Consider the following 24,719-nt stretch of genomic DNA (forward strand, 5'->3'; position numbering starts at 1 on the left):
CGTGACGGCGCGTTCCCGCCGGTTTCGACCACCTTGCGGGGCCGGTTCGCGGCGGATTCTCCGGCCGGTTAACCGCCCGCCAGGCCCGCCGCGACAGGCCTGAAGACGCATTGGCGCGCAAATCAGGTCTTGCCCCAACTTCCCGGACAGCCGATACTCGCATATTCCGCGAAATACGATCCCACCGGCTTCAATCCACGGTAATTCCTATGAGCACGATTCTCGAAAGCCTCCCGACCGGCCAGAAGGTCGGTATCGCCTTCTCCGGCGGCCTGGACACCAGCGCCGCGCTGCACTGGATGAAACTGAAGGGCGCCGTCCCGTACGCTTACACGGCGAACCTCGGCCAGCCCGACGAAGACGATTACGACGCGATCCCGAAACGCGCGATCGAATACGGCGCAGCCGGCGCCCGCCTGGTCGACTGCCGCGCGCAGCTCGTCGCCGAAGGCATCGCCGCGCTGCAAAGCGGCGCGTTCCACATCACGACCGCCGGCGTCACGTACTTCAACACGACGCCGATCGGCCGCGCCGTGACGGGCACGATGCTCGTCGCCGCGATGAAGGAAGACGGCGTCAACATCTGGGGCGACGGCAGCACGTACAAGGGCAACGACATCGAGCGCTTCTACCGCTACGGCCTGCTCGTGAACCCGGACCTGAAGATCTACAAGCCGTGGCTCGACCAGACGTTCATCGACGAACTCGGCGGCCGTGCCGAAATGTCCGAATTCATGAACCAGGCCGGCTTCGCGTACAAGATGTCGGCCGAGAAGGCGTATTCGACCGACTCGAACCTGCTCGGCGCGACGCACGAGGCGAAGGACCTGGAAAGCCTCGAAAGCGGCATCAAGATCGTGAACCCGATCATGGGCGTCGCGTTCTGGCGCGACGACGTGAAGATCGCCGCCGAGGAAGTGACGGTGCGCTTCGAAGCCGGCCAGCCGGTCGCGCTGAACGGCGTCGAGTTCAACGACCCGGTCGAGCTGCTGCTGGAAGCGAACCGCATCGGCGGCCGCCACGGCCTCGGCATGAGCGACCAGATCGAGAACCGCATCATCGAGGCGAAGAGCCGCGGCATCTATGAAGCCCCGGGCCTCGCGCTGCTGTACATCGCCTACGAGCGCCTCGTCACCGGCATCCACAACGAAGACACGATCGAGCAGTACCGCGAGAACGGCCGCCGTCTCGGCCGCCTGCTGTACCAGGGCCGCTGGTTCGACCCGCAGGCGATCATGCTGCGCGAAACCGCGCAACGCTGGGTCGCACGGGCGATCACCGGCGAAGTGAAGATCGAACTGCGCCGCGGCAACGACTACTCGATCCTGAGCACGAAGTCGCCGAACCTCACGTACCAGCCGGAACGCCTGTCGATGGAGAAGGTGGCGTCGACGTTCTCGCCGCGCGACCGGATCGGCCAGCTGACGATGCGCAACCTCGACATCACCGACACGCGCGACAAGCTGCGCGTCTACACGCAAGTCGGTCTGCTGACGCCGGGTGAATCGTCGGCGCTGCCGCAGATCAAGGGCGACGGCGAGCAGTAAGCCGCTTCGTTCGAAGCCGGGGCGCGTAGCCGATACGCGCCCCGGCCGGGCAGGCCGTGTATGCGACGTCGCATGCGCGGCCTGCCGTTCCTCCCCCGGCTTCTCCCCTTCCTGCTTTCCCCCGCTACCGCATCACGCCCGACGCGACCCGCTCGCGCGCGCCCTTGCGGCTCAGCATCAGCGTGACGACCGCCGACACCGCGAGCGTGCCCGCCACCACGTATAGCCCGGCCGCATACCCGCCCGTCACATGCTTGAGCCAGCCGATCGCGAACGGCCCGACGAAGCCGCCGAGGTTGCCGATCGAATTGATCATCGCGATCCCCGCGGCCGCGCCGGCGCCTGACAGGAACGCGCTCGGCATCGCCCACAGCGGCGCCTTCGCGGCGCTGATCCCGATGTTGACGACGACCAGCGCGAGCACAGTCAGGAGCGCGGTGCTCGCCTGCCCCGCGAACACGAAGCCGATGCAGGCCAGCACGCACGGCATCACGACGTGCCACGTGCGCTCGCCGGTGCGATCCGAATGCCGCGCCCATCCGATCATCGCGACGACCGCGGCAATGCTCGGGATGCCGGTCAGCAAGCCCGTCTGCAACGCGCTGAAGCCGAACTGCCTGACCATCAGCGGCGCCCACAGGCCGAGCGTATAGAGCCCTGCCGACGTGCCGAAGTAGATCAGCGCGAGCGCCAGCACGCGCGGGTCGCGCAGCGCCTGCCACGCGCCGGCCGTGTGCCCGGCATGCGTGTGCCGCGCGTCGGCCTCGGACTTCAGCTTCGCGATCAGCCAGTCGCGCTCGTCCGGTTGCAGCCACGCGGCCTTCGACGGCGCATCGGTCAGGCACTTCAGCACGACGAAGCCGAGCACGACCGCGGGCAGCGCCTCGACGATGTACAGCATCTGCCAGTCGGCGAGCCCGAACATCGGCGGCATCTGCATGATCGCGCCCGACAGCGGCGAACCGATCGCGGTCGAGATCGGCGCGGCCGCCATGAACCACGCGGCGGCCACCGCGCGCTGCTTCGCGGGAAACCACAGACTCAGGTACAGGATGATGCCGGGGAAGAATCCGGCTTCGGCCATGCCGAGCAGGAAGCGCAGCACGTAGAAGCTCGTCGGCCCGGCCGCGAACGCGGACACCGCCGACACGATGCCCCACGTGACCATCACGCGCGCGATCCAGATGCGTGCGCCGACGCGATGGAGTATCAGATTGCTCGGTACTTCGAACAGAAAATAGCCGATGAAGAACAGGCCGCCGCCGAGTCCGAACGCGGTCGGCGACAGGCCGATCGCCTTGTTCATCGTCATCGCCGCGAAGCCGACGTTGACGCGATCGAGAAAGCTGACGAAGTAAAGCAGCATCACGAACGGAATGATGCGCCACATCAGTTTCCGCGCGACGCGGGTTTCCAGATCCGCTTGCATGTGTCTCCTCCTTCGAGGTCGAGCCGTGCGCTGTGCGCGCGTGCTCGGTGGGTGCCGGCCGGCGTCACGGCGAAACGTGTACGCCGGCGCCCGGCTCGCATCGAATGCGCGAGTCGCGGGCAGAAAATTCGAGGGCGGTGAATCAACGGCGAACGGCTGCGCACGCGGCCGTCACCGTCCTCGTTGCCGTCAGGCCGCGACCGCCGCGTTCGCGACGCGCTCGCAGACGGCGGCCGTCACCTGCGCGGTCGTCGCGCTGCCGCCGAGGTCGCGCGTATGCAGCGACGGATCGGCCGTCACGGCCTCGATCGCCTGCATCACGCGCGCGGCCGCTTGCGTCTCGCCGAGATGCTCGAGCAGCATCACGACCGACCAGAACGTGCCGACCGGATTCGCGAGGCCCTTGCCCATGATGTCGAACGCGGAGCCGTGGATCGGCTCGAACATCGACGGATAGCGGCGCTCGGGATCGATGTTGCCGGTCGGCGCGATGCCGAGACTGCCGGCGAGCGCGGCGGCGAGATCGCTGAGGATGTCCGCGTGCAGGTTCGTCGCGACGATCGTGTCGAGCGACGCCGGGCGGTTCACCATGCGCGCGGTCGCGGCGTCGACGAGTTCCTTGTCCCACGTGACGTCGGGAAATTCCTGCGCGACCTGCCTCGCGATCTCGTCCCACATCACCATCGCGTGACGCTGCGCGTTGCTCTTCGTGATGACGGTCAGCAGCTTGCGCGGACGCGACTGCGCGAGCCGGAACGCGAAGCGCATGATGCGTTCGACGCCGGCACGCGTGAGGATCGACACGTCGGTCGCGGCCTCGATCGGATGACCCTGGTGCACGCGGCCGCCGACGCCCGCGTATTCGCCCTCCGAGTTCTCGCGCACGATCACCCAGTTCAGGTCGTCCGGCCCGCAGCGCTTCAGCGGCGCGTCGATGCCGGGCAGGATGCGCGTCGGGCGCACGTTCGCGTACTGGTCGAAGCCCTGGCAGATCTTCAGGCGCAGGCCCCACAGCGTCACGTGGTCGGGCACGTCGGGGTCGCCCGCCGAGCCGAACAGGATCGCGTCCTTGCCGCGCAGCGCGTCGAGGCCGTCGGCCGGCATCATCGCGCCGTGCCGGCGGTAGTAATCGGCGCCCCAGTCGAAATCCTCGAACTCGAACGCAAAGCGGTCGCTGCCGCGAGCCAGCGCTTCCAGCACCTGCTTGCCGGCCGGCACCACTTCCTTGCCGATGCCGTCGCCGGGAATGGTCGCGATACGGTAGGTCTTCATGCTGACATCCTCGATTGATCGTGAGCGTGAAGGCACTTTACCGAACCGGAAGTGCAGGAACCGGTGCTAGACTCAAAGCATCTTTAACTTTGATTCATGAATCCCGTCATGGCGGATACCGTCCAGCCGGCCGATCTCGGCTTCTTCTCGACGCTGGCCGCGTCGGGCAGCCTGAGCGCGGCCGCGCGCGAACTCGGGCTGACCGCGGCGGCCGTCAGCAAGCGGCTCACGCAGATGGAGCGGCGCGCGGGCGTGACGCTCGTCAACCGCACGACGCGCCGCATGATGCTGACGCCCGAAGGCGACGTGTATCTCGACTACGCACGCCGGATCCTCGATCAGATGGACGAGCTGGGCGAACTGCTCGGCAGCGCGAAGCAGCGCCCGAAGGGCCTGTTGCGCGTGAACGCGACGCTCGGCTTCGGGCGCAGCCACGTCGGCCCGGCGATCTCGCGCTTCGTCGCGCGCTATCCGGAGGTGTCGGTGCAGTTGCAGCTGTCGGTGATGCCGCCGCCGCTCACCGACGACGCGTTCGACGTCTGCATCCGCTTCGGCGAGCCGCCCGATACGCGCGTCGTCGCGCGGCGGCTCGCGGCGAACCGCCGGCTGCTGTGCGCGGCGCCCGCGTATCTCGCGCGGCACGGGACGCCGGGCACGCCGCACGAGCTGACGCGGCACAACTGCATCGGCATCCGGCAGGGCGACGAAGGCTACGGGATCTGGCGCCTGACGAGCGGACGCGGCGCGGCGCGCAACACGGAAGCCGTGCGGATCAACGGCAACCTGACGACGAACGACGGCGAGATCGCGGTGAAGTGGGCGCTCGACGGACACGGGATCCTGATGCGCGCCGAGTGGGATATCCGCGACTACCTGGCCGACGGGCGACTCGTCGTCGTGCTGCCCGAGTACGAGACGCCGAGCGCGGATATTTATGCGGTGTATGCGCAGCGGCATCAGATGTCCGCGCGCATACGGGCGTTCGTGGAGTTTCTCGCGGGGGAACTGGGCGGGTGACGGGGTGCGGGCGGACGGGTGCCGGCGCACATTGCAGGACCCGGGCCGCTGGCTGATTCTACCTGACGACGCATCGGCCGGCTGAATGCCAATATCCTGGCGAAAATGGCTCAAGAATCGCCAGAATATTTGCACACCTTCACAAGACACCGACGACTTCCCCTGCATCGCCTGCCGACGGCGCGCACTTGCGAAGCGCCGCCGTCACGCCGCTGCCGCCAGCCTGCCGTCGGGCTCGCACGCAGCGATTGCCGTCGCCGCCACCTGCCGCAGCGCTGCCCCGGGCACGCTCACGCCCGCCCCGTTCTGAGCCGCATCCGCGAAGCGCTCCGCGATCCAGTCGACGAACGCGCGCACACCCGGCGACACGTGCCGACGCTTCGCATAGACGGCCGATACGGACACCGCGCCCGGTCGCCAACGCGGCAGCACTTCCCGCAACTGCCCTGCGTCGATCAGCGGCTGCGCGATGACGCGCGGCGGCTGGATCAGCCCCAGGCCATGCACGCCGCAGGCCAGATACGCACGCTCGTCGTCCACGCTGACGATCCCGTCGAGCCGGATCTTGCGCACCGCGCCGTCGATCGCGAATTCGAGTTCGGCCGCGCGCTGGCTCGATGCGGACGCTCCGTTGACCGCGCGGTGCCCGGCGAGCGCGTCGAGCGAACCCGGCACGCCGCAGCGCTCGAGATACGCAGGGCTCGCGCAGGTCACGCGTTCGAGTGCGCCGAGCGCTCGCGCAACCAGCGACGAATCGGGCAGCGCGCCAAGCCGGATGCTGCAGTCGACCGCATCGCCGATCAGGTTGGCCGCGCGTCCGGACACACCCAGCATCAGCACGAGCTCGGGATGACGCGCGTGGAACGCACCAAGTGCAGGCAGCACGATCGCGCCCGCCACCGATCCGGGCAACTCGACGCGCAGCGGCCCGCTCGGATGCCGCGCCGCATTGCGCAGGCTCGCCTCGAGCTCGTCGACGTCCGCGGTGATGCGCTGGCACCGCCGGTAATACGCGTCGCCTTCCGGCGTCGCACGAAGCGCGCGCGTCGTGCGCACCAGCAACGGCATGCCGAGCGCCGCCTCGAGTTCCTGCACGGTGCGCGTCGCGGTTGCGCGTGAAATGCCGAGCGACTGCGCCGCGCGCGTAAAGCTGTTCATCTCGACGATGCGCGTGAAGATGCGCATCGCGCGAATCGGATTGTCCACCGGAAACTCCCGCGGAATGCGGCATGACGCCCCTCGCGAACACGATGCGGTGCATGCCTGTCAGTGAGAAAGCCGCGCCGCCGGCGCGGCGACCGGTTCAGTCGTGCGAGGCCGCGCTCGCGCGGGCCGGTGCGGCAAGCAGCCGCCGTGCCAGCGCGAGCGCCTCGTCGCGATTCGCCGCCGCGTTCAGCGGATAACCCCAGACCTTCTCGAACGCGGCCGAGAATGCATCGAGCGCCGCGCGCCGCTGCGCGTCGGGCTCGACCGCGATCATCGCGGGAATCCATGCGCGCGATTGCGCGCGATTCGCCTTGCTCCACTTTGCGAGCTGCTTGCGCATCTCGTGATCCTGCGCATCGCGATCGTCGCCGGACGGCGCATCATCGGTCAGGAACACGAAACGTTCGCGGCGCGCGAGCAATGCGTCGAGTTCGGCCAGCAAGCGCGCGGGATCGCTCGACGGCGAACGCGCGTAACGCAACCACACCAGCGGGAATTCAGTCGTGACGATCTGCATGTCGACCTCCAGATGAGAATGATTCTCATGTTAGAGGTCGGCGTCCGTCGCGTCATGTGTCGTGCCGGCCAACCGCTTGTTCGATCCGGCCAACCGTGCGCGCCGGTCCGGCACGGGATCGCGCACTCAGCGCTGCCGGTCGGTCAGGTATTGGGTCGGAGGCTTGCCGGTCGCCTTGCGGAACATCGTCACGAAGCTGCTCGCGCTCTCGTAGCCGAGATCGATCGCGATCTGGTGCACGCGGCGGCCCGCCGTCAGCATCCGCAGCGACAGCGCGACGTGCAGCCGCCGGCGCCAGTCGCCGAGGCTCATGCCGAGTTCCTTCGCGGCGAGCCGCGTGAGGCTGCGCTCGCTGACGCCGGCACGGCGCGCGAGTTCGGACAGCGGCGACTTGTCGGCCGGATCGTCGAGCAGGTGATCGATCAGCTTGCGCAGCCGGCGATCGGCCGGCATCGGCAGGTACAGGTCCTCGACCGGCGCCGCGACGAGCTCGTCGAGCAGCGTCGCCATCAGCCGGCCCTGCGGGCCGTCGACGTCGTACAGGCTCGGGAAGCTCGCGGCCTTCAGCAGCAGCTCGCGCAACAGCGGCGACATGCCGAGCGTGCAGCAGCGCGTCGGCAGGTCGGGCGCCGCATCGGGTTCGACCAGCACCGCGTAGAACGTCGCGCCGGCCGAGCCGCGCGCCGAATGCGTGACGCCGCCCGGGATCCATACCGTGCAGTGCGGCGGCGCGCTCCACACGCCGCCGTCGATCTCGCAATAGATGACGCCGCTCAACGTGTACAGCAGTTGCGCCTGCGGATGGCTGTGCCGTTCGAGCCGCCATTCGGGCTCGACGACCGAGCCGCCGAACACGACGAGCGGACGCGGCACGTGATACACGTCGGCGTCGGCAGCGGGATCGGTCACGGGCGGCAGGTTGCGCATGGAGCAAGGGCGTTGGAGGCGGCCGACGGCATGCCCGTGCGGCCTTTCGTGCTTATACCAGAAAGGCGCCGGCGCGGCTGCGCGGTTCCCGGCCCGCGCCGGCAGCCGCGCGCCGATCCGAATACAATGCGTCGATCCCCCGCCGCTGCGCCCACCTTGCCGGAGCCGCCATGTTCGACCTGACCACGCTGACCACCTTCACGGCCGTCGTCCTGGGCCTGTTCCTGATCCCCGGCCCCGCCGTGCTGCTCGTGCTGAGCCGCACCGTGCAGGGCGGCCGCAAGACCGGCATCGTGACCGGGCTCGGCGTCGCGAGCGGCGATTTCGTGCATACGCTGTTCGCGGCCGTCGGGCTGTCGGCACTGCTGATGACGTCGGCCCTCGCGTTCAACGTCGTGAAGCTGGTCGGCGCTGCGTACCTGATCTACCTCGGCGTGCGCGCGCTGCTCGACCGGCCGTCCGATCCGTCGCTGCCGACGGTGTCGCCCGTCACGCCGCTGAAGGCGTACTTGCAGGCGATTCCCGCCGAAGTGCTGAACCCGAAGACCGCGCTGTTCTTCCTCGCGTTCATGCCGCAGTTCGTGCATCCGGAACGCGGCTCGACGTTCGTGCAGTTCGCGGTGCTCGGGCTGATCTTCGTCGTGCTCAGCTCGCTCTACACGACGCTGATCGCCTGCTCGGTCCGCCCGCTCGGCCGCGTCGTGAAGCGGCTCGCGTGGCTCACGCGCTGGCAGGGGAAGATCATCGGCTCGATCTTCATCGCGCTCGGGCTGCGCGTCGCGGTACAGCAACGCTGACGCGCACGTTTCGCATGACGTCCGGCGCCGCGCCTGCCGGCGAAATCCTCTATGCCGACCCGCGCCTCGTCGCGGTCTACGACCGGTTCAACGTGGGTGATCGCGACTTCGCGTTCTACGCGTCGCGCATCGGCGCCGCGCGGCAACGGATCCTCGATCTCGGCTGCGGCACCGGCACGTTCGCGCGCCGGCTCGCCGCGGCCGGGCACGACGTCGTCGCGATCGATCCCGCGCCCGCGATGATCGACCATGCGCGGCGCCAGCCGGGCGCCGGCGCGGTACGCTGGTTCGCGTGCGATCTCGACGGCCTGCCGCGCGGCGCGCCGTTCGACGCCGTCGTGATGACCGGGCACGCGTTCCAGTGCCTGCTGACCGACGCGGCCATCCACGCGACGCTGCGCGGCGTGCGGCGCGTGCTCGCGGACGGTGGCCGCTTCCTGTTCGAGACCCGCAATCCGCGCGTCGAGCCGTGGCTTGGCTGGACGCCGCAAGCGTCCACCTCCCGTATCGATTCGCCAGAATTCGGCATCGTCGAACTCCACCACGCGGTGACTGCCGTCGACGGTCCGATCGTGTCGTTCGACACGGTCTACCGCTTTCACCGTGACGCTACGCAGGTGAAGAACGCGAGCCGGCTGCACTTCATCGCGCAGCCCGACCTGCAAGCGCGCGTGGCGGCCGCCGGCTTCTCGTCGGCGGACTGGTGCGGCGACTGGCAAGGCGCGCCGTTCGACGACGCGGCCAGCGCGGAGATCATCGCGATCTGCCGCGCGTGAGCGGTAGAGCACCGCGCCTGCGTGACTACAGCGCGCCGAGCGCCCTGCCAATCGAGCCTGAACGCGATCGAGTCGCACCCCGATTCGGACGACGCAGGTCGCCCGGCGGCTATTGAAGAAAAGGACAACAATAGATGGAAGCACCATGCAGTCAAAGGATCGCGCCGAACGAATGAAGGAGCGGACGAAGGTGAAGCAAATGACCGACGACGATTTTCAGGTAATGGAACTGGCGAACGGCAAGCCGGTGAAGATGTGGACGCAAGGCGTCGCGGTCGAGGACGACGCGCGCACGCAATTGCGCAACACGGCGCAGATGCCGTTCATTTTCAGGCACGTCGCGGTGATGCCGGACGTCCACCTCGGCAAGGGCTCGACGATCGGCAGCGTGATCCCGACGAAGGGCGCGATCATCCCGGCCGCGGTCGGCGTCGACATCGGCTGCGGGATGATGGCAGCACGCACGACGCTCACGGCAGCGGACCTGCCGGACTCGCTCGGCGGGCTGCGCAGCGCGATCGAACGCGCGGTGCCGCACGGCCGCGCGCCGGGCCACCGCGATCCGGGTGCATGGGGCAATCGCACGCCGGCCGCCGTGACCGAGTCGTGGAAGTCGCTGCTGCCGGGTTTTCAGCGGATCGTCGACAAGTATCCGAAGCTGGAAAGGACGAACCACTACGCGCATCTGGGCACGCTGGGCACGGGCAACCACTTCATCGAGGTGTGCATCGACGAAGCGGAGCGCGTGTGGTTCATGCTGCACAGCGGCTCGCGCGGCGTCGGCAACGCGATCGGCAGCCTGTTCATCGAACTCGCGCAGGCCGACATGCGGCAGCACATCGCGAACCTGCCGGATCGCAACCTCGCGTACTTCACCGAGGGCAGCCGGCACTTCGACGATTACGTCGAAGCGGTCGGCTGGGCGCAGGACTACGCGCGCCGCAACCGGCAGGCCATGATGGACGCGGTGATCGGCGCGGCGCGCGGCGTGATCGCGCAGCCGTTCTCGGTCGACGAGCACGCGGTGAACTGCCACCACAACTACGTGCAGCGCGAACGCCACTTCGGCGAGGACGTGCTCGTGACCCGCAAGGGCGCGGTGTCCGCGCAGAAGGGGCAGCTCGGGATCATTCCGGGCTCGATGGGCGCGAAGAGCTTCATCGTGCGCGGGCTCGGCAATCCGGAGAGCTTCTGTTCGTGCAGTCACGGCGCCGGCAGATCGATGAGCCGGACCGAGGCGAAGCGCCGCTTCACGGTCGACGACCAGGTGCGAGCGACGCGCGGCGTCGAATGCCGGAAGGACGCGGGCGTCATCGACGAGATCCCGATGGCCTACAAGGACATCGATGCGGTGATGGCGGCGCAGCGCAGCCTCGTCGAAGTGGTGCACACGCTGCGTCAGGTGGTGTGCGTGAAAGGATAGCGGGCATCACGTAGTCGAGCCATCGACGCCCGCTGACGAACGAACGGCGCGATGCCCGCAGGCGTCGCGCGCGCGATGTTCTGCGTCACGAGCCGGCCGCCCGGCGGCGGCGCTCGCCGCGAGCGCGGCGGCGGACGGCACGAGCGTCGCGGAGAAATACGTATCCACCTTGTTCCACTGGTCCTGATCCATCACGCACCTTTCGCCTGCGGGAAAATGCATTCCATGCGCCGCGCCCCCATAAGCAACAAACCATTCGTTCTAAAGAAAGCGGCGCACGTACTCCTATAATCGGCCGACCATCACAACAACAGACGGAGCACCCATGACCGATCAGGCCTCTTCGAACTGGCGCCTCGAAACCATCGCCGTGCACGGCGGCTATCGCCCCGACCCGACCACGCGCGCGGTCGCGGTGCCGATCTACCAGACCGTTGCGTACGCATTCGACGACACGCAGCACGGCGCGGACCTGTTCGACCTGAAGGTCCAGGGCAACATCTACACGCGGATCATGAACCCGACGACGGACGTGCTCGAGCAGCGGATCGCCGCGCTCGAGGGCGGCATCGGCGCGCTCGCGCTGGCGTCGGGCCAGGCGGCCGTCACGTACGCGATCCAGACGATCGCGGAAGCCGGCGACAACATCGTGTCCGCCAGTTCGCTGTACGGCGGCACCTACAACCTGTTCGCGCATACGCTGCCGCAATACGGGATCACGACGCGCTTCGCCGATCCGCGCGACCCCGCATCGTTCGAGCCGCTGATCGACGCGCGCACGAAGGCGATCTTCGCGGAATCGGTCGGCAACCCGCTCGGCAACGTGACCGACATCGCCGCGCTCGCCGACATCGCGCATCGCCACGGGATCCCGCTGATCGTCGACAACACGGTGCCGTCGCCGTACCTGCTGCGCCCGTTCGAGCACGGCGCGGACATCGTCGTGCACTCGCTGACGAAGTATCTCGGCGGCCACGGCACGAGCCTCGGCGGCGCGATCGTCGATTCGGGCAAGTTCCCGTGGGCGCAGCATGCGGACCGCTTCAGGCGGCTCAACGAGCCCGACGTCAGCTATCACGGCGTCGTCTACACCGAAGCGTTCGGGCCGGCCGCGTATATCGGCCGCGCGCGCGTCGTGCCGTTGCGCAACATGGGCGCGGCAATCTCGCCGTTCAACGCGTTCCAGATCCTGCAAGGCATCGAGACGCTCGCGCTGCGCGTCGAGCGCATCAGCGACAACGCCTTGAAGATCGCGCGGCATCTCGCACGCCATGAACACGTCGAATGGGTGAACTACGCGGGACTGCCCGATCACCCGGACCATCCGCTCGTCGCGCGCTACCTGTCGGGCCGCGCGCCCGGCATCCTGACGTTCGGCGTGAAGGGCGGCCGCGCCGGCGGCGCGAAGTTCCAGGACGCGCTGAAGCTGTTCACGCGGCTCGTCAACATCGGCGACACGAAGTCGCTCGTCACGCATCCGGCCTCGACGACGCACCGGCAACTGTCGCCGGCCGAACTCGCGAAGGCCGGCGTGAAGGAGGAAACGGTGCGGCTGTCGATCGGCATCGAGCATATCGACGACCTGCTCGCCGATCTCGACCAGGCGCTCGCGCGGCTGTGACCGGAACGGGCGCGCCGGCTCGCCGGTGCGCGCCGTGCCCGAAAACCTCGAGCGTCATCCAGCATTTCACCAGCGGCATCGCGTTCTTCCTGATCGAAGGCTCGGTGAAGGCCGGTTGACGCACGACTGTCACCACGTCGTCGCGGCCGTCGGATAAGTATCGACGATGCGTGTGCCGTTCACGGGGGTCACGCCCTCGTCGCGCAACGCGGCCCACAGGTCGATCGCATGTTCGCGCGACTTGCGGCTGCCGTCGTCGGTCAGCACGTTCAGCGCGATCACTTCGTCGCGCGTGGTCAGTTGCAGTTGCTCCTTCAGCTTGCGTGACTGATGCGACGCGGTACGGACCTCGCGGAGCATGATGTGCTGCCCGCCAAGGCGCTCCGACGCGGCTGCCGCATCGGCAGGCACGAACGTCAACTGTCCGTTCCCGACCTCGCATTGCCCGCGCGTGAACGTCGCGCTCCACGCGCCTGCCGGCACGGCCGCGAACTCGCAGCGCATCCGTTCGCTCGCGCGGCGGCCGGCGTCGTGCTCCGGCGCATGCGACAGCGCACGCTCCGGCCAGCCGGCCGCCATCGCGGCCGTCGACGTCAGGCACGCAGCCAGTACGATCGCTTTCATCCTGTTGCGCATCGCCCGTCCCTCCTCGAAAAGATCAACGCATCGCGAAGCGGTTGTCGTGCGCATCGACGAGCGGTGCCGATTCGCCGCGATGCACCGTCGAACGATGGATGTCCTGATTGCGTGCGATGGTGGCCGGGCTCGGCGGGTAGTCGTGCTTCGGACTGGGGATCATGCCGTCGTGGCGGGCGCGCAGCAATTCCTGGCGCACTTCCTGTCGGGTCCTGGCCTGCGAAGCGACGGACTGCGAGAAGGCTGCGATCGACAGCACGGCAACGACGATGGAAATCAGCGGCCGAGAAATGTTCATGTGGTTGGCTCCTTGTTCGAAATCGAAGAGTCGAGCCTCAAGATTGATACGGTGGCGGTGCGCAAGCGTGACCAACGGATGACGGTTTCGTCATCGCTCCGGGCGGGCCCGCATCGCCGCATGAATCGATGCGCGTTGCTTTTCAGCATTCATGACACGCCGATGACGTGCTTCTCATTTGTCCCTCACCTCCACGATTCGAACGGTTCCCAGAATCGCCAGCGCGCTCACGACATTCGTCGCCCGCACACAGAAGACGCGGCGCGGCGCATCGACTGGCGCACGAAACGATCATCTTGAACTTCAGGGACACACCATGAAAACTCCAGTTCGGCTCGTCATGTTGTCGGGTGCGCTGCTCACGACCGCCCATGCGGCTCACGCGTCCGAAGTCAGCCTCTACGGCCTGTTCGATACGTCGCTGACCTATGTATGGAACGCCAATGCGGACGGCGGGAATCTCGTCGGCCTGGGCAACGGCAACCTGCTCGGCAACCGCTTCGGCGTGAAAGGCTCGGAGGATCTCGGCGGCGGGCTGAAGGCGATCTTCACGCTGGAGAACGGCTTCAATCCGAATACCGGCGCGCTCGGGCAAGGCAACCGGATGTTCGGCCGGCAGGCGTTCGTCGGTGTCGACAGCGCGCGCTGGGGTTCGTTGACGCTCGGCCGCCAGTACGACGCGCTCGCGGACGTCGCGTGGCCGGTGACCGGCGACTTCTACTTCGGCAGCGTTTATGCAACGCCCGGCGACGTCGACAATTACGACACGTCGTCGCGAACCGACAACGCGGTGAAGTACACGTCGCCCGTGATCGCCGGATTCCAGTTCGTCGGCATGTATGCGCTCGGCGGCGTGGCCGGCAAGCGCGGCGCCGGGCAAACCTGGTCGGCCGGGCTTTCATACAGCAACGGTCCGGTCGATGTCGCGGGCGGCTACTATCACGCGGCCAACAAATCGCCGCTCGCCAACGGCATCCGCACTGGATGGAACGGCACGTCCGACGGTACGTTCGATGGATCGCTGGTCAATGGCGGCTACATCTCGGCGAAGTCGATCGGCATTGCACGCGGCGCGCTGCGCTACAGCTTCGCGCCATTCGCGGTCGGCGTCGACTACAGCAACGCGCAATACAAGGCCGATGCGATGTCATCGTTCCGCGCGACGCAGAAGTACGATACCGCACGCGGCTTCTTCAACTATCAGGCGAGCCCGAGCCTGCTCGTCGGCGTCGGCTACAGCTATACGAAAGCCCGCGGCGATACGAGCGCGACCTATCACCAGGTGTCCGCCGGCGCCGATTACGCGCTGTCGAAACGGACCGATCTCTACGCGGTCGGTGCATGGCAACGTGCGAACGGGAAACAGCGCACACGCGAAGGCGGCACGCAAACGGCGCAGGCGTCGATCGGCTCCTATGGCTACGGCGGCACGCGTACGCAGGGAATCGTCAATCTCGGGTTGCGTCATCGCTTCTGATCGAGACAGCGGCGGCATACGGATACGCACATGACGAAAATTTCATGTTCCGATCAGGTTCGCGGCGGATCGTATCGCTACGATTGAACACGTGACGGGCGACGCCCGTTGCAATCCACGCAAGCGTATCGCTGTCGCATGACACGACCACGCGTTGGGCCCGGACGCTGTCAGCGCCGGGCTTTTTTTTCGTGCGTACGGCGATCAGGGCATGACGTTGCGCTTCGGGAACACACACGGATGTGTCTTCACGTAGAGGTTGGGGTTGCCGCAGCGATGCCCCGCGTAATCGATCTGCTCGCCGGGCATCAGGTCGGCCTGCGCCGGCTCGCGCGCGGCGGCCGGCACGGCCGCGCCGGTGTCGGAGCGCGTCGATACGCAACCGGCGAACAACGGGACGATCAGAACTGCGATCAACGACAGGCGAATGACGGGACGATGCACTGTTTGGTCCGGAATGAAAGTGGAAACGAGATCGTCCCGCCTTCCGTGCTGCCACGGCGAAACGAAGCGACTGCCGTCGGCCACGTCGCCATCGGCAAATCGCATGTTCCGTTTCCCGCTCATCGCATCGATGACCCGAACATGACGATTGCGTCATGCGGACCGGACCCGCACGTCGTACGCGCCACCCCGCAATCTGACGCATTTTTCATCTTGCGATCACGGTCACGCCCGGCTGCTTTCGCATACTGGATTCATGGATCGCCACCCGGCGGCCTCATCAAGGAGAGCTCCATGAAAACAGCAAAATTCGCAGCCCTGTTCGTCACCGCCACGCTGTCGCTCGGCATCGCCACGCAAGCGGCATTCGCACAAACGCAAACGCAGGGCAAGACCCGCACCGAAGTCGTCAACGAACTGAAGCAGGCGCAGCACGACGGCGTCGTGCCGACGAGCAAGACGCAGTACCCGCCGACCGGCGAGATCGTCGCGCGCAACAAGGAGCTTCACGGGATCACGGTGCATGCCGGCGAGAAGGCACCGCGGGCGGACAATCACGACAGCCTCGCGACCCGCTGATGCCGGCCAGGCGCGTGCGCTGCCCGTCGATCGCGGGCAGCGTGGCGCTCGCCACGTCATCGCAGCGAACGTGCGGCCGTGCCTGATGGCCGCGATCTCACGCGTGGGCAGCCGGCACGGCCTTCGGCGCGACCGGCGCCCGCTGCGGGAAGCGCAGCCAGAATGTCGTGCGCCGGCCGGGATCGCTGTCGACGCCGCATTCGCCGCCGTGGTTGTCCATGATCGACCGGACGATCGCGAGGCCGAGGCCCGTCCCCGATGCCGAATTGTGCCGCGACGGATCGACGCGATAGAAGCGCTCGAAAATCCGCGCGACATGCTGCGCGTCGATGCCCGGCCCCGTATCCGACACGGCGATCGTCGTCGCGCCGCCCTGCTCCGAGCAATCGATCGTCACGACGCTGCCGCGCGGCGCATAAGCCAGTGCATTGGACAGCAGGTTGCTCAACGCACGCTGGTACAGCGTGAGATCCGCATCGACCCATGCATACCCGTCGACCTTCACCGACACGCCCGCATCCTCCGCGAGCGGCTCGTAGTAGCCGGCGACGCGCGCGGCTTCCTCGGCCGCATCGAGCCGCCGCACGTCGATCGACGTGCCGGCCTGCTCCGAGCGCGCGAGAAACAGCATGTCCTCGATCATCCGCGACAGGCGCTGATATTCGTCGATGCTCGACTCGATCACGTTCCGGTATTCATCCGCGCTGCGCGGCTGCGACAGCACGACTTGCGCGGCCGCCTGCAGGTTCGTGAGCGGCGTGCGCATGTCGTGCGCGAGATTCGACGAGAACTGGCTCAGCCGCGTAAACGAGTCGTTCAGGCGCGCGAGCATCCCGTTGAACGCATGTTCCAGTTCCTTCAGCTCGCCGGACGTATCGAGTTCCGGCAGCGGATGGGCCAGCCGGCTCGTCGACATCTGCTCGGCCCGCGCCGCGAAACGCCGCAGCGGGCTCAACCCGAGCGCCGCGATGCCGTATGCGATCGCGGTGGCGAGCACGACGCCGAACACCTCGATCACGACGATCGTGTACGCATGCGTGCGCAGCAGCAGCACGTCGGCGCTGCGGTCGTACTGCACCGCGACGCGCACGACGGGCGCACCGGCGCCAGCGAGCGGCACGGTCATCACCAGATACTGGTGCCGCGCGTGCGGCGGCGCGACGAACACCGGAATGCGGCCCGCGTCCGTCGACAGCAACGGCGCATAGGTGCGAAACCCCGGCGTGCCGACGATGCGCGTGCCGGCCGCATCGTAGATCGCGAGATCCATGTTCGGATGACCATGCAACTGGTCGACCCAGATATCGGTGTTGCGCGCGACATCGGCCGTCGAGCGCGCTTCGGCCAGATGCATGCCCAGCGCGGCGGAAATGCCGGCCATCTGCTCGGCCGCCGTCGTCTCGATGCGATTGCTCAGCGCTTCGTACAGTGCGACGCCGCTCGATGCGAGGATGACCGACGTCGACAGGATGATCAGCGCGGTCAGGCGTCCGCGCAGCGTGCGCGGCAGCAGGCGCGCGATCATTTCGCCGCGCCGTCGCGCGCCTCGAGCACGTAGCCCATCCCGCGCACGGTGTGGATCAGCTTCGGTTCGTACGCGTCGTCGATCTTCGAGCGCAGCCGCCGGATCGCGGAATCGACGACGTTCGTATCGCTGTTGAAATTCATGTCCCACACCTGCGACGCGATCGTCGCGCGCGGCAGGATCTCGCCCTCGCGACGCATCAGCAACCACAGCAGCGCGAACTCCTTCGCGGTCAGCAGGATCGTGTCGCGCTGCCGCGTGGCCTTGCGGCGCGTCAGGTCGAGTTCGAGATCGGCCACGCGCAGCGTGTTCGAATCGCGCGGCTGGCCGCGCCGCAGGATCGACTTGATGCGCGCGGTCAGCTCGACGAAGTCGAACGGCTTGGCCAGGTAATCGTCGGCGCCGAGCTCCAGCCCTTTCACGCGATCGCCGACGTCGTCGCGCGCGGTGAGGAACAGCACGGGCGTCGACTTGCTGCGGCGCAGGTTCTGCAGCAGCGTCCAGCCGTCCTGGCCCGGCAGCATCACGTCGAGCACGAGCAGGTCGTACTCCTCGGTCTCGGCCTGGTGCTGCCCCGTGATGCCATCCTCCACCCAGTCGATGACATAGCCGGCCTCGGTCAAGCCCTTGCGCAGATAGGCGCCGGTTTTCGGTTCATCCTCGACAATCAGAATCCGCATCACGCATTACCCTTGAAGAAACCCAGCCGGCGCAGCACGCCCGCGCCGAACCCGCCGCGCAGCGCCGTGCGCCACGATACCGAATGGCTGACACGGTACAGCACCGGCAGCACCAGCAGCGTCAGCGCCGTGGACGACAGGATACCGCCGATCACGACCGTCGCGAGCGGGCGCTGCACCTCGGCGCCGGTGCCGGTCGCGAACGCCATCGGCAGGAAGCCCAGCGACGCGACGAGCGCGGTCATCAGCACGGGCCGCAGCCGCGTGAGCGCGCCTTCGCGCACGGCCGCGTCGAGCGGCATCCCGTCGTCGCGCAGGTTGCGGATGAAGGAGATCATCACGAGCCCGTTGAGCACGGCCACGCCGGACAGCGCGATGAAGCCGACCGCCGCGGTGATCGACAGCGGAATCCCGCGCAGCCACAGCGACGCCACGCCGCCGCTCAGCGCGAACGGAATGCCGGTGAAGACCAGCAGCCCGTCCTTCACATTGTTGAACATCACGAACAGCAGCACGAACACCATGAACAGCGCGAGCGGCACGACGAGCTTCAGCCGCTCGCTCGCGCTTTGCAGCTGCTCGAACTGGCCGCCCCACGACACCCAGTAGCCGGCGGGCACGCGCACGTCCTGCTGCAGTTGCTCGCGTGCGTCGGCGACGAACGAGCCGACGTCGCGGCCGCGCACGTTCGCGCTGACGACGACGCGTCGCTTGCCGTCCTCGCGGCTGATCTGGTTCGGGCCCGGCGCGGCCTCGATCGTCGCGAGCTCGGCGAGCGGCACGTACGGTGCCTGCGCGAGCGGCGCGCTGGCGCCGGCAGCCGGCGCGGGCAGCGCAATCGGCAGCCGCTTGATGGCCTCGATGTCGGAGCGCAGTTCGTCCGGCAGCCGCACGACGATGTCGAAGCGGCGATCGCCCTGGAACAGCGTGCCGGCCTTCTGACCGCCGACGGCCGCGGCCACCGTGTCCTGCAGGTCGGCAACCGTCACGCCGTAGCGCGCGAGCTTGTCGCGGTCGAGGTTGACGGTCAGCACCGGCAGGCCGGTGGTCTGCTCGACCTTCACCTCGGACGCGCCCGGCACCTTCTGCAGCGCGGCCGCGATCTGTTCGCCGGTCTGGTTCAGCACGGCCATGTCGTCGCCGAAGATCTTCACGGCGACGTCGCTGCGCACGCCCGAGATCAGCTCGTTGAAGCGCAGCTGGATCGGCTGCGAGAACTCGTACGCGTTGCCCGGCAGTTCCTCGAGCGCCTCCTCGATCTCCCGCACGAGCTGGTCACGCGGCTTGTCCGGGTCCGGCCACTTGTCGGTCGGCTTCAGCATGATGTAGCCGTCCGACAGGTTCGGCGGCATCGGGTCGGCCGCGATCTCGGCCGTGCCGGTGCGCGCGAATACGCGTTCGATTTCCGGGAAGCGCGTCTTCAGCGTCTTCTCGATCGCCTTCTGCATCTCGACCGACTGCGACAGGCTCGTGCCGGGAATCCGCAGCGCAGCGACCGCGAGATCGCCCTCGTTCAGGTTCGGGATGAACTCACTGCCGAGCCGCGTCGCGAGCCCGAGCGTGACCAGCACGATCGCGCCGGCGCCGAGCATCACGCGCGCGGGGCGCGTCATGAACGCCGCGAGCACCGGCTCGTACGCGCGCCGCGCCCACCCCATCAGCCGGTTCTCCTTTTCCTCGACACGCTCGCCGATGAACAGCGCGACCGCGGCCGGAATGAACGTGACGGTCAGCACCATCGCCGCCGCGAGCGCCATCACGACGGTCACGGCCATCGGATGGAACATCTTCCCTTCGACGCCGGAGAGCGCGAAGATCGGCAAGTACACGACCATGATGATCAGTTGCCCGAAGATCAACGCGCGGCGCGCCTCCTGCGACGCGCCGAACACTTCCGCGAAGCGCTCGTCGCGCGTGAGCGGCCGGCCGGCGACGGCCTGCGCGTGCGCGAGCCGCCGCACGCAGTTCTCGACGATCACGACCGCGCCGTCGACGATGATCCCGAAGTCGAGTGCGCCGAGGCTCATCAGGTTCGCGCTGACCTTCGCGTTGACCATGCCGGTGAAGGTCATCAGCATCGACAGCGGGATCACGAGCGCGGTGATCAGCGCCGCGCGGATGTTGCCGAGGAACACGAACAGCACGGCGATCACGAGGATCGCGCCTTCGAGCAGGTTCTTCTTGACCGTCGCGACGGCCTTCTCGACGAGCACGGTGCGGTCGTAGACGGGAATCGCCTTCACGCCGGCCGGCAGCGTGCGGTTCACGTCGTCCATCTTCGCGGCGACGGCCTTCGCGACCGAGCGGCTGTTCTCGCCCATCAGCATGAACACCGTGCCGAGCACGACCTCTTCGCCGTTCGACGTGGCGGCGCCGGTCCGCAGCTCGCGGCCGATGTCGACCACGCCGACGTCCTTCATCCGCACCGGCACGCCGCCGACGTTGGTCAGCACGATGTTCGCGATGTCGTCGACGGTGCGCGCCTGGCCCGGCACGCGCACCAGGTATTGCTCGCCGCGCTTCTCGATGTAGCCCGCGCCAACGTTGTCGTTGTTGCGTTCGAGCGCACGCACGACGTCGGCGAGCGTCAGCCCGTACGACATCAGCTTCGCCGGGTTCGGCGCGACGCGGTATTCCTTCACGTAGCCGCCGATCGAATTCACCTCGGTCACGCCGCGCACGTTTCTCAGTTGCGGGCGCACGACCCAGTCCTGCAGTTCGCGCAGATCGGCCGCCGTGTAGCGCGTGCCGTCGGGCTTGCGCGCGGCCGCATCAGCCTCGACGGTCCACAGGTAGATCTCGCCGAGACCGGTCGACGTCGGGCCCATCGCGGGTGCGATGCCGGCCGGCAGCTTGTCCTTCGCTTCCTGGATGCGCTCGTTGACGAGCTGCCGCGCGAAGTAGATATCGGTGCCGTCCTTGAAGATCACCGTGACCTGCGACAGCCCGTAGCGCGAAATCGAGCGCGTCTGCTCGAGGCCAGGCAGCCCGGCCATCACGGTCTCGACCGGATAGGTGATGCGCTGCTCGGCTTCCAGCGGCGAATAGCCGGGTGCGGCCGTGTTGATCTGGACCTGCACGTTCGTGATGTCGGGCACCGCGTCGATCGGCAGCTGCTGATAGCTGAACACGCCCAGCGCGGCCACGGCCGCGATCGCCAGCATCACGAGCCAGCGGTGCGCAATCGCAAAGCGGATCAGGCGCTCAAACATGGCGGGATTCCTTGAAGCGGGGAACGGTCGCCCGCACCGGACGGGCAGCCCGGCCGATGATGCGGCGGGCCGGGAATCGAGCCGTCCGTCGTGCCACGAATCGGGCCGGGGATCGGGCTGTGAATCGGGCGGCAAATCGCGCAACGGCGCGCACGTCAGGCTCATTCATGTTCCGCACTCCCCTTGCCGAGCTCTGCCTTCAGCACGAAGCTGTTCGATGCCGCGTATTCCTGGCCCGGCGTGAGCCCCTTCAGCACTTCGGTTGCGCGTTCGTCGCGCCGTCCCGTCTCGACGGCCTGCGCGACGAAGCCCTTCGGCGAGCGCACGAACACCGACGGCGTGCCGTCGACGTCCTGCAGCGCATCGCTCGCGACCGCGAGCGGCACGGCCTGCTTGCCCGCGTCGACCGACACGTTCACGAACATCCCGGGGCGCCACACGCCGTCGGGGTTCGGCAGCACGACGCGGGCGGGCGCGGTGCGCGTCTGTTCGCCGAGCAGTGCGCCGACATACGCGATCGGGCCGCTCGAGCGCGACTCGAACGCGGTCGCGCTGACGGTCGCATCGCGGCCGACGCGCACGTCGTTCAGCCGCTGCGCGGGCACGGCCATCTCGGCCCACACCGTCGACAAGTCGGAGATCACGAACATGCTCGCGTCGGCGGCGATCGCTTCGCCGGGCGTCGCATGCTTCTCGACGATCGTTCCGGCGAACGGCGCACGCAGCGCGTAGCGGTTCAGCGCGCCCGCGCCGGCCGGTGCGTTCAGCGCGGCCAGCTTCTGCCGCGCGTTCTGCACGGCGATCTCGGCCTCGCGCAGCTGCACCTGCGCCTGCTGGTAATCCTGTTCCGCCGAGATGCGCTCCTGCCACAGCGTGCGTTCGCGTTCATAGGTTGCGCGCGCGCCCGACAACCGGCGTTCGGCCGTCAGCAGCCCGCTGCGCCGGTCCGCGAGATCGGTGCTCGCGATCACGGCCAGCACCTGCCCCTTCACGACGTTCTGCCCGAGCGACACCGGCACCTGCTCGACGATGCCGGCCACGCGCGGCACGACGTGCGCGGTGCGATCCTCGTTGAACCGGATCTCGCCCGGCAGCTGGAACGGCGTCGCGATCTGCGCGGGGCCGGCCTTCGCGAGCGCGATCTTCGACGTCTGCAACTGCGTGTCGGTCAGCGCGATCGCGCCGTCCGCGCGGGCGAACGGGAACGACGCGGCCTCGTTGCCGGCCTTCACGTCGATCGTCGCGTCGAACACGTGCGGCTTCGCGATCGGCTGCGCCGATACGAACTTCCGGCCCGCCGCGTCGAACCGCACCGGTTCGTGCGAGCGGTCGTACCGCACCAGCGTGCCGGACACGGCGACGCCCTTGTCGACCGGCTTGCCGTCGATGAACGGATAGACGACGAGCCGCGCGTCGCCGGGCTTTTCCGTCATCACGATCTCGACGGACAGTGTGCCGCGCGTGAGCACGACGCCGCCGTGCGAGCCGGTGCCGGCGCCGTCGGCCGCTTGGGCGGCTTCGGTGCCCGCGGGCGCGGACACGCCGCCTCGCGTGACGGCGAGCGCGCCGAGCACGATCCCGGCGCCGCCGAGCACGGCCGCCGCAATGATGAAGATTCTGCTGCGTGACATGATGATCCTTCAGGTGAGAAGCGCGGCTATTGCGCGACGGCCGCGAGCGGCGTGCCGACGAGCCGGCCGATGTCGGCGCGTGCCGCATGTGCGTCGGCGAGCGCACGCACGTATTGCGATTGCCCCTGGAACAGCGTGCGCTGCGCATCGAGCACATCGAGGAAGCTGAACTTGCCGAGCTCGTAGCCGCGCGACATCGCGTCGAGCGCGAGCCGTGCGCCGGGCAGGATGTCGGTCTTCAGCCGCCGCGCTTCCTGCGCGGCCGCGTCGAAGTTCGCATACGCCTGCGTGAGCGCGAGCCGCAGCCGCGCGCGCTCGCGGTCGAGATCGGCGTTCGCGCGCCCGGCCTTGTGCGTCGCTTCGAGCAGCGCGCCGCGGTTCGTGTTGAACAGCGGAATCGGAATCGACACGCCGACCACTGCCTGGTTGTCCGGGACGCCGCCGGTCGTCACGCGCTTCATGCCCGCGCTGACCGTCACGTCCGGGATGCGCCGCGCGCGTTCGAGCGACACGGCCGCGTTCGAGCGCAGCATCTCCGCGCGCGCGACGCGGGTGAGCGGTGCATCGTCGAGCCGTGCGGTCAGCGCGGACAGCGATTCGACAGCAGGCACCGTTTCCAGATCGCCGAGCGCGATGCGCCGGTCGCTGCCTGCTTCGCCCAGCACCGCATTCAGCTTTTCGCGTGCGACGTCGACGCGGCCGCGCGCGGTCACGACTTCGATCTGCACGCCGGCCGCCGCCACCTGCGCCTTGGTCGCCTCGACCGGCGACACCTTGCCGGCCTGCGCGCGGCGGCCCGCGAGATCCGCGGAGCGTGCGGCGATCGCGGCCGATTCCTCGGTGACCTGGAACTGGCGCTGTGCGGCGAGCAGCCCGTAGAACGCGGCGATCACGTCCGCGCGCACGGCGGCGCCCTGCTCGTCGAGCGACGCGTTCGCGGCCTCGCGGCCGTACGACGCGACGTCGAGCCGCGCGCGGCGCTTGCCGCCGAGTTCGATGGTCTGGTTGATCAGCGCGGTCGACGTGCGCTCCGCGCGGCTGAAGCCTTCCTGCAGGAACGACACTTCCGGATTGGGACGCGCGCCGGCCTGCATCAGCGTGCCGGCCGACGCATCGACGTCGGCGCGCGCACCGCGCAGCGCCGGGTTGTTGCGGGCCGCGGTCGCGAGCGCATCGGACAGCGTCAGCGATGGGGAAGACCGTGCGTCGGACGGCGGTGCGGTGCCTGAAGCCGCCGGGGCCGGGACCGGCGTCGGCACCGCGACCTGCGGCGACTGCGCATGGGCCGTCGCGGCCATCGCGAAGACGACGGCCACGGCGAAGGTGAGCTTGAGCATGTTCGGTTCTGCGATAACGGTTCGCAACCGATGCTACGGATCGGGTGCAGTGCGAACATGAGCCGAAGATGATATTTCCGTCATGTCGGGCGCGTTGTACTCGCCGAATCAGCCTGCCTATCTGCCCAGATAGCCACCTGTACGTAACGTCTAAACGCTCGCGTGCAATCCGATGATGCCGTCACATTTCATCGAACTCGTCGCATCGTTTTCGATGATTCAATTCGGTCACGTCAGAATCATAAAAAATTATTTCACTCCGAAATTTCGAACGAGTTCTATAGACATCTTCGATCAAAAATATGACTGTCCAAGGTTCCGGTAACACGAACGAAGCCATGCTGCTTTACGACCTCAAGATCGTGCGG

21 protein-coding genes and 1 pseudogene are annotated in these 24,719 nt (G+C 67.9%); 8 read left to right on the plus strand and 14 right to left on the minus strand.

Going from position 1 to position 24,719, the window contains the following annotated elements; all coding sequences use genetic code 11:
* Positions 1-209: 209 nt before the first annotated feature.
* Positions 210-1,547, plus strand: coding sequence for an argininosuccinate synthase (gene argG / locus DIE22_RS01480; RefSeq protein ID WP_124604197.1), 1,338 nt, complete (start codon positions 210-212; stop codon positions 1,545-1,547).
* A gap of 124 nt (positions 1,548-1,671) precedes the next feature.
* Here argG and DIE22_RS01485 read toward each other — a convergent pair whose 3' ends face one another.
* Positions 1,672-2,976 (minus strand): MFS transporter, encoded by a 1,305-nt coding sequence (locus DIE22_RS01485; protein ID WP_124604199.1) that lies wholly within the window; start codon positions 2,974-2,976, stop codon positions 1,672-1,674.
* A 189-nt stretch (positions 2,977-3,165) separates the two neighbouring features.
* Positions 3,166-4,248: a tartrate dehydrogenase gene (locus DIE22_RS01490; RefSeq protein WP_124495884.1), complete on the minus strand. Its 1,083-nt coding sequence runs from the start codon at positions 4,246-4,248 to the stop codon at positions 3,166-3,168.
* A 108-nt stretch (positions 4,249-4,356) separates the two neighbouring features.
* Here DIE22_RS01490 and DIE22_RS01495 point away from each other — a divergent pair, with 108 nt between their 5' ends.
* Positions 4,357-5,265: a LysR substrate-binding domain-containing protein gene (locus DIE22_RS01495; protein WP_124495886.1), complete on the plus strand. Its 909-nt coding sequence runs from the start codon at positions 4,357-4,359 to the stop codon at positions 5,263-5,265.
* A gap of 204 nt (positions 5,266-5,469) precedes the next feature.
* Here DIE22_RS01495 and DIE22_RS01500 read toward each other — a convergent pair whose 3' ends face one another.
* The 3 genes from DIE22_RS01500 to DIE22_RS01510 form a co-directional block, all read right to left on the minus strand.
* Positions 5,470-6,471 carry a LysR family transcriptional regulator gene (locus DIE22_RS01500; RefSeq protein ID WP_124604201.1) on the minus strand — a complete coding sequence of 334 codons (1,002 nt, stop codon included), beginning with the start codon at positions 6,469-6,471 and terminating at the stop codon, positions 5,470-5,472.
* A gap of 97 nt (positions 6,472-6,568) precedes the next feature.
* Positions 6,569-6,988 carry an ATP--cob(I)alamin adenosyltransferase gene (locus DIE22_RS01505; protein ID WP_124495890.1) on the minus strand — a complete coding sequence of 140 codons (420 nt, stop codon included), beginning with the start codon at positions 6,986-6,988 and terminating at the stop codon, positions 6,569-6,571.
* Positions 6,989-7,114: 126 nt separating this feature from the next.
* Complete coding sequence (locus DIE22_RS01510; RefSeq protein WP_124495892.1) at positions 7,115-7,915, minus strand: helix-turn-helix domain-containing protein; 801 nt, start codon at positions 7,913-7,915, stop codon at positions 7,115-7,117.
* A gap of 170 nt (positions 7,916-8,085) precedes the next feature.
* On the opposite strand from DIE22_RS01510, the gene DIE22_RS01515 reads away from it, so the two are divergent.
* The 3 genes from DIE22_RS01515 (at position 8,086) to DIE22_RS01525 (ending at position 10,911) form a co-directional block, all read left to right on the plus strand.
* Positions 8,086-8,712, plus strand: coding sequence for a LysE family translocator (locus DIE22_RS01515; protein ID WP_124604202.1), 627 nt, complete (start codon positions 8,086-8,088; stop codon positions 8,710-8,712).
* A gap of 14 nt (positions 8,713-8,726) precedes the next feature.
* A complete protein-coding gene (locus tag DIE22_RS01520; protein ID WP_124604204.1) occupies positions 8,727-9,488 on the plus strand; it encodes a bifunctional 2-polyprenyl-6-hydroxyphenol methylase/3-demethylubiquinol 3-O-methyltransferase UbiG in 762 nt (253 codons plus the stop codon).
* A gap of 199 nt (positions 9,489-9,687) precedes the next feature.
* Positions 9,688-10,911, plus strand: coding sequence for an RtcB family protein (locus DIE22_RS01525; RefSeq protein ID WP_124495898.1), 1,224 nt, complete (start codon positions 9,688-9,690; stop codon positions 10,909-10,911).
* A gap of 90 nt (positions 10,912-11,001) precedes the next feature.
* Here the strand turns inward: DIE22_RS01525 and DIE22_RS39145 are convergent.
* Positions 11,002-11,103 (minus strand): annotated as a pseudogene (locus DIE22_RS39145) (methyltransferase); the annotation flags it as partial.
* Between the two features lie 133 nt (positions 11,104-11,236).
* On the opposite strand from DIE22_RS39145, the gene DIE22_RS01535 reads away from it, so the two are divergent.
* Complete coding sequence (locus DIE22_RS01535) at positions 11,237-12,532, plus strand: O-acetylhomoserine aminocarboxypropyltransferase/cysteine synthase family protein (RefSeq protein ID WP_124495900.1); 1,296 nt, start codon at positions 11,237-11,239, stop codon at positions 12,530-12,532.
* Positions 12,533-12,661: 129 nt separating this feature from the next.
* On the opposite strand, the gene DIE22_RS01540 is transcribed toward DIE22_RS01535, so the two are convergent.
* The gene (locus tag DIE22_RS01540) at positions 12,662-13,156 is read right to left on the minus strand and encodes a hypothetical protein (RefSeq protein WP_260426580.1); all 495 of its coding nucleotides are present in this window, start codon (positions 13,154-13,156) and stop codon (positions 12,662-12,664) included.
* Between the two features lie 34 nt (positions 13,157-13,190).
* Entirely contained in the window at positions 13,191-13,541 is a 351-nt protein-coding gene (locus DIE22_RS01545) for a DUF4148 domain-containing protein (protein ID WP_260426581.1), read from the minus strand.
* 241 nt (positions 13,542-13,782) lie between these two features.
* Between DIE22_RS01545 and DIE22_RS01550 the strand changes: the two genes are divergently transcribed.
* Entirely contained in the window at positions 13,783-14,943 is a 1,161-nt protein-coding gene (locus DIE22_RS01550) for a porin (protein WP_124604206.1), read from the plus strand.
* 204 nt (positions 14,944-15,147) lie between these two features.
* Here DIE22_RS01550 and DIE22_RS01555 read toward each other — a convergent pair whose 3' ends face one another.
* On the minus strand, positions 15,148-15,471 hold the full coding sequence (locus DIE22_RS01555) for a hypothetical protein (RefSeq protein WP_260426582.1): 324 nt from the start codon (positions 15,469-15,471) through the stop codon (positions 15,148-15,150).
* A 210-nt stretch (positions 15,472-15,681) separates the two neighbouring features.
* On the opposite strand from DIE22_RS01555, the gene DIE22_RS01560 reads away from it, so the two are divergent.
* Positions 15,682-15,966, plus strand: coding sequence for a DUF4148 domain-containing protein (locus tag DIE22_RS01560; protein ID WP_124495905.1), 285 nt, complete (start codon positions 15,682-15,684; stop codon positions 15,964-15,966).
* Positions 15,967-16,063: 97 nt separating this feature from the next.
* Here DIE22_RS01560 and DIE22_RS01565 read toward each other — a convergent pair whose 3' ends face one another.
* The 5 genes from DIE22_RS01565 to DIE22_RS01585 all read right to left on the minus strand — a co-directional run bounded on the left by DIE22_RS01565 (position 16,064) and on the right by DIE22_RS01585 (position 24,351).
* Positions 16,064-17,491 (minus strand): heavy metal sensor histidine kinase, encoded by a 1,428-nt coding sequence (locus DIE22_RS01565; protein WP_124495907.1) that lies wholly within the window; start codon positions 17,489-17,491, stop codon positions 16,064-16,066.
* The gene (irlR, locus tag DIE22_RS01570; RefSeq protein ID WP_124604208.1) at positions 17,488-18,171 is read right to left on the minus strand and encodes a heavy metal response regulator transcription factor IrlR; all 684 of its coding nucleotides are present in this window, start codon (positions 18,169-18,171) and stop codon (positions 17,488-17,490) included. The genes DIE22_RS01565 and irlR overlap by 4 nt, the downstream gene beginning before the upstream one ends.
* A complete protein-coding gene (locus DIE22_RS01575; RefSeq protein WP_124604210.1) occupies positions 18,171-21,383 on the minus strand; it encodes an efflux RND transporter permease subunit in 3,213 nt (1,070 codons plus the stop codon). The genes irlR and DIE22_RS01575 overlap by 1 nt, the downstream gene beginning before the upstream one ends.
* 161 nt (positions 21,384-21,544) lie before the next feature.
* Entirely contained in the window at positions 21,545-23,014 is a 1,470-nt protein-coding gene (locus DIE22_RS01580) for an efflux RND transporter periplasmic adaptor subunit (RefSeq protein WP_124604212.1), read from the minus strand.
* Positions 23,015-23,040: 26 nt separating this feature from the next.
* The gene (locus tag DIE22_RS01585) at positions 23,041-24,351 is read right to left on the minus strand and encodes a TolC family protein (protein ID WP_124604214.1); all 1,311 of its coding nucleotides are present in this window, start codon (positions 24,349-24,351) and stop codon (positions 23,041-23,043) included.
* Between the last annotated feature and the right edge of the window lie 368 nt (positions 24,352-24,719).

It is taken from the genome of Burkholderia sp. Bp9142 (genome assembly GCF_003853415.1).
GTDB lineage: Bacteria > Pseudomonadota > Gammaproteobacteria > Burkholderiales > Burkholderiaceae > Burkholderia.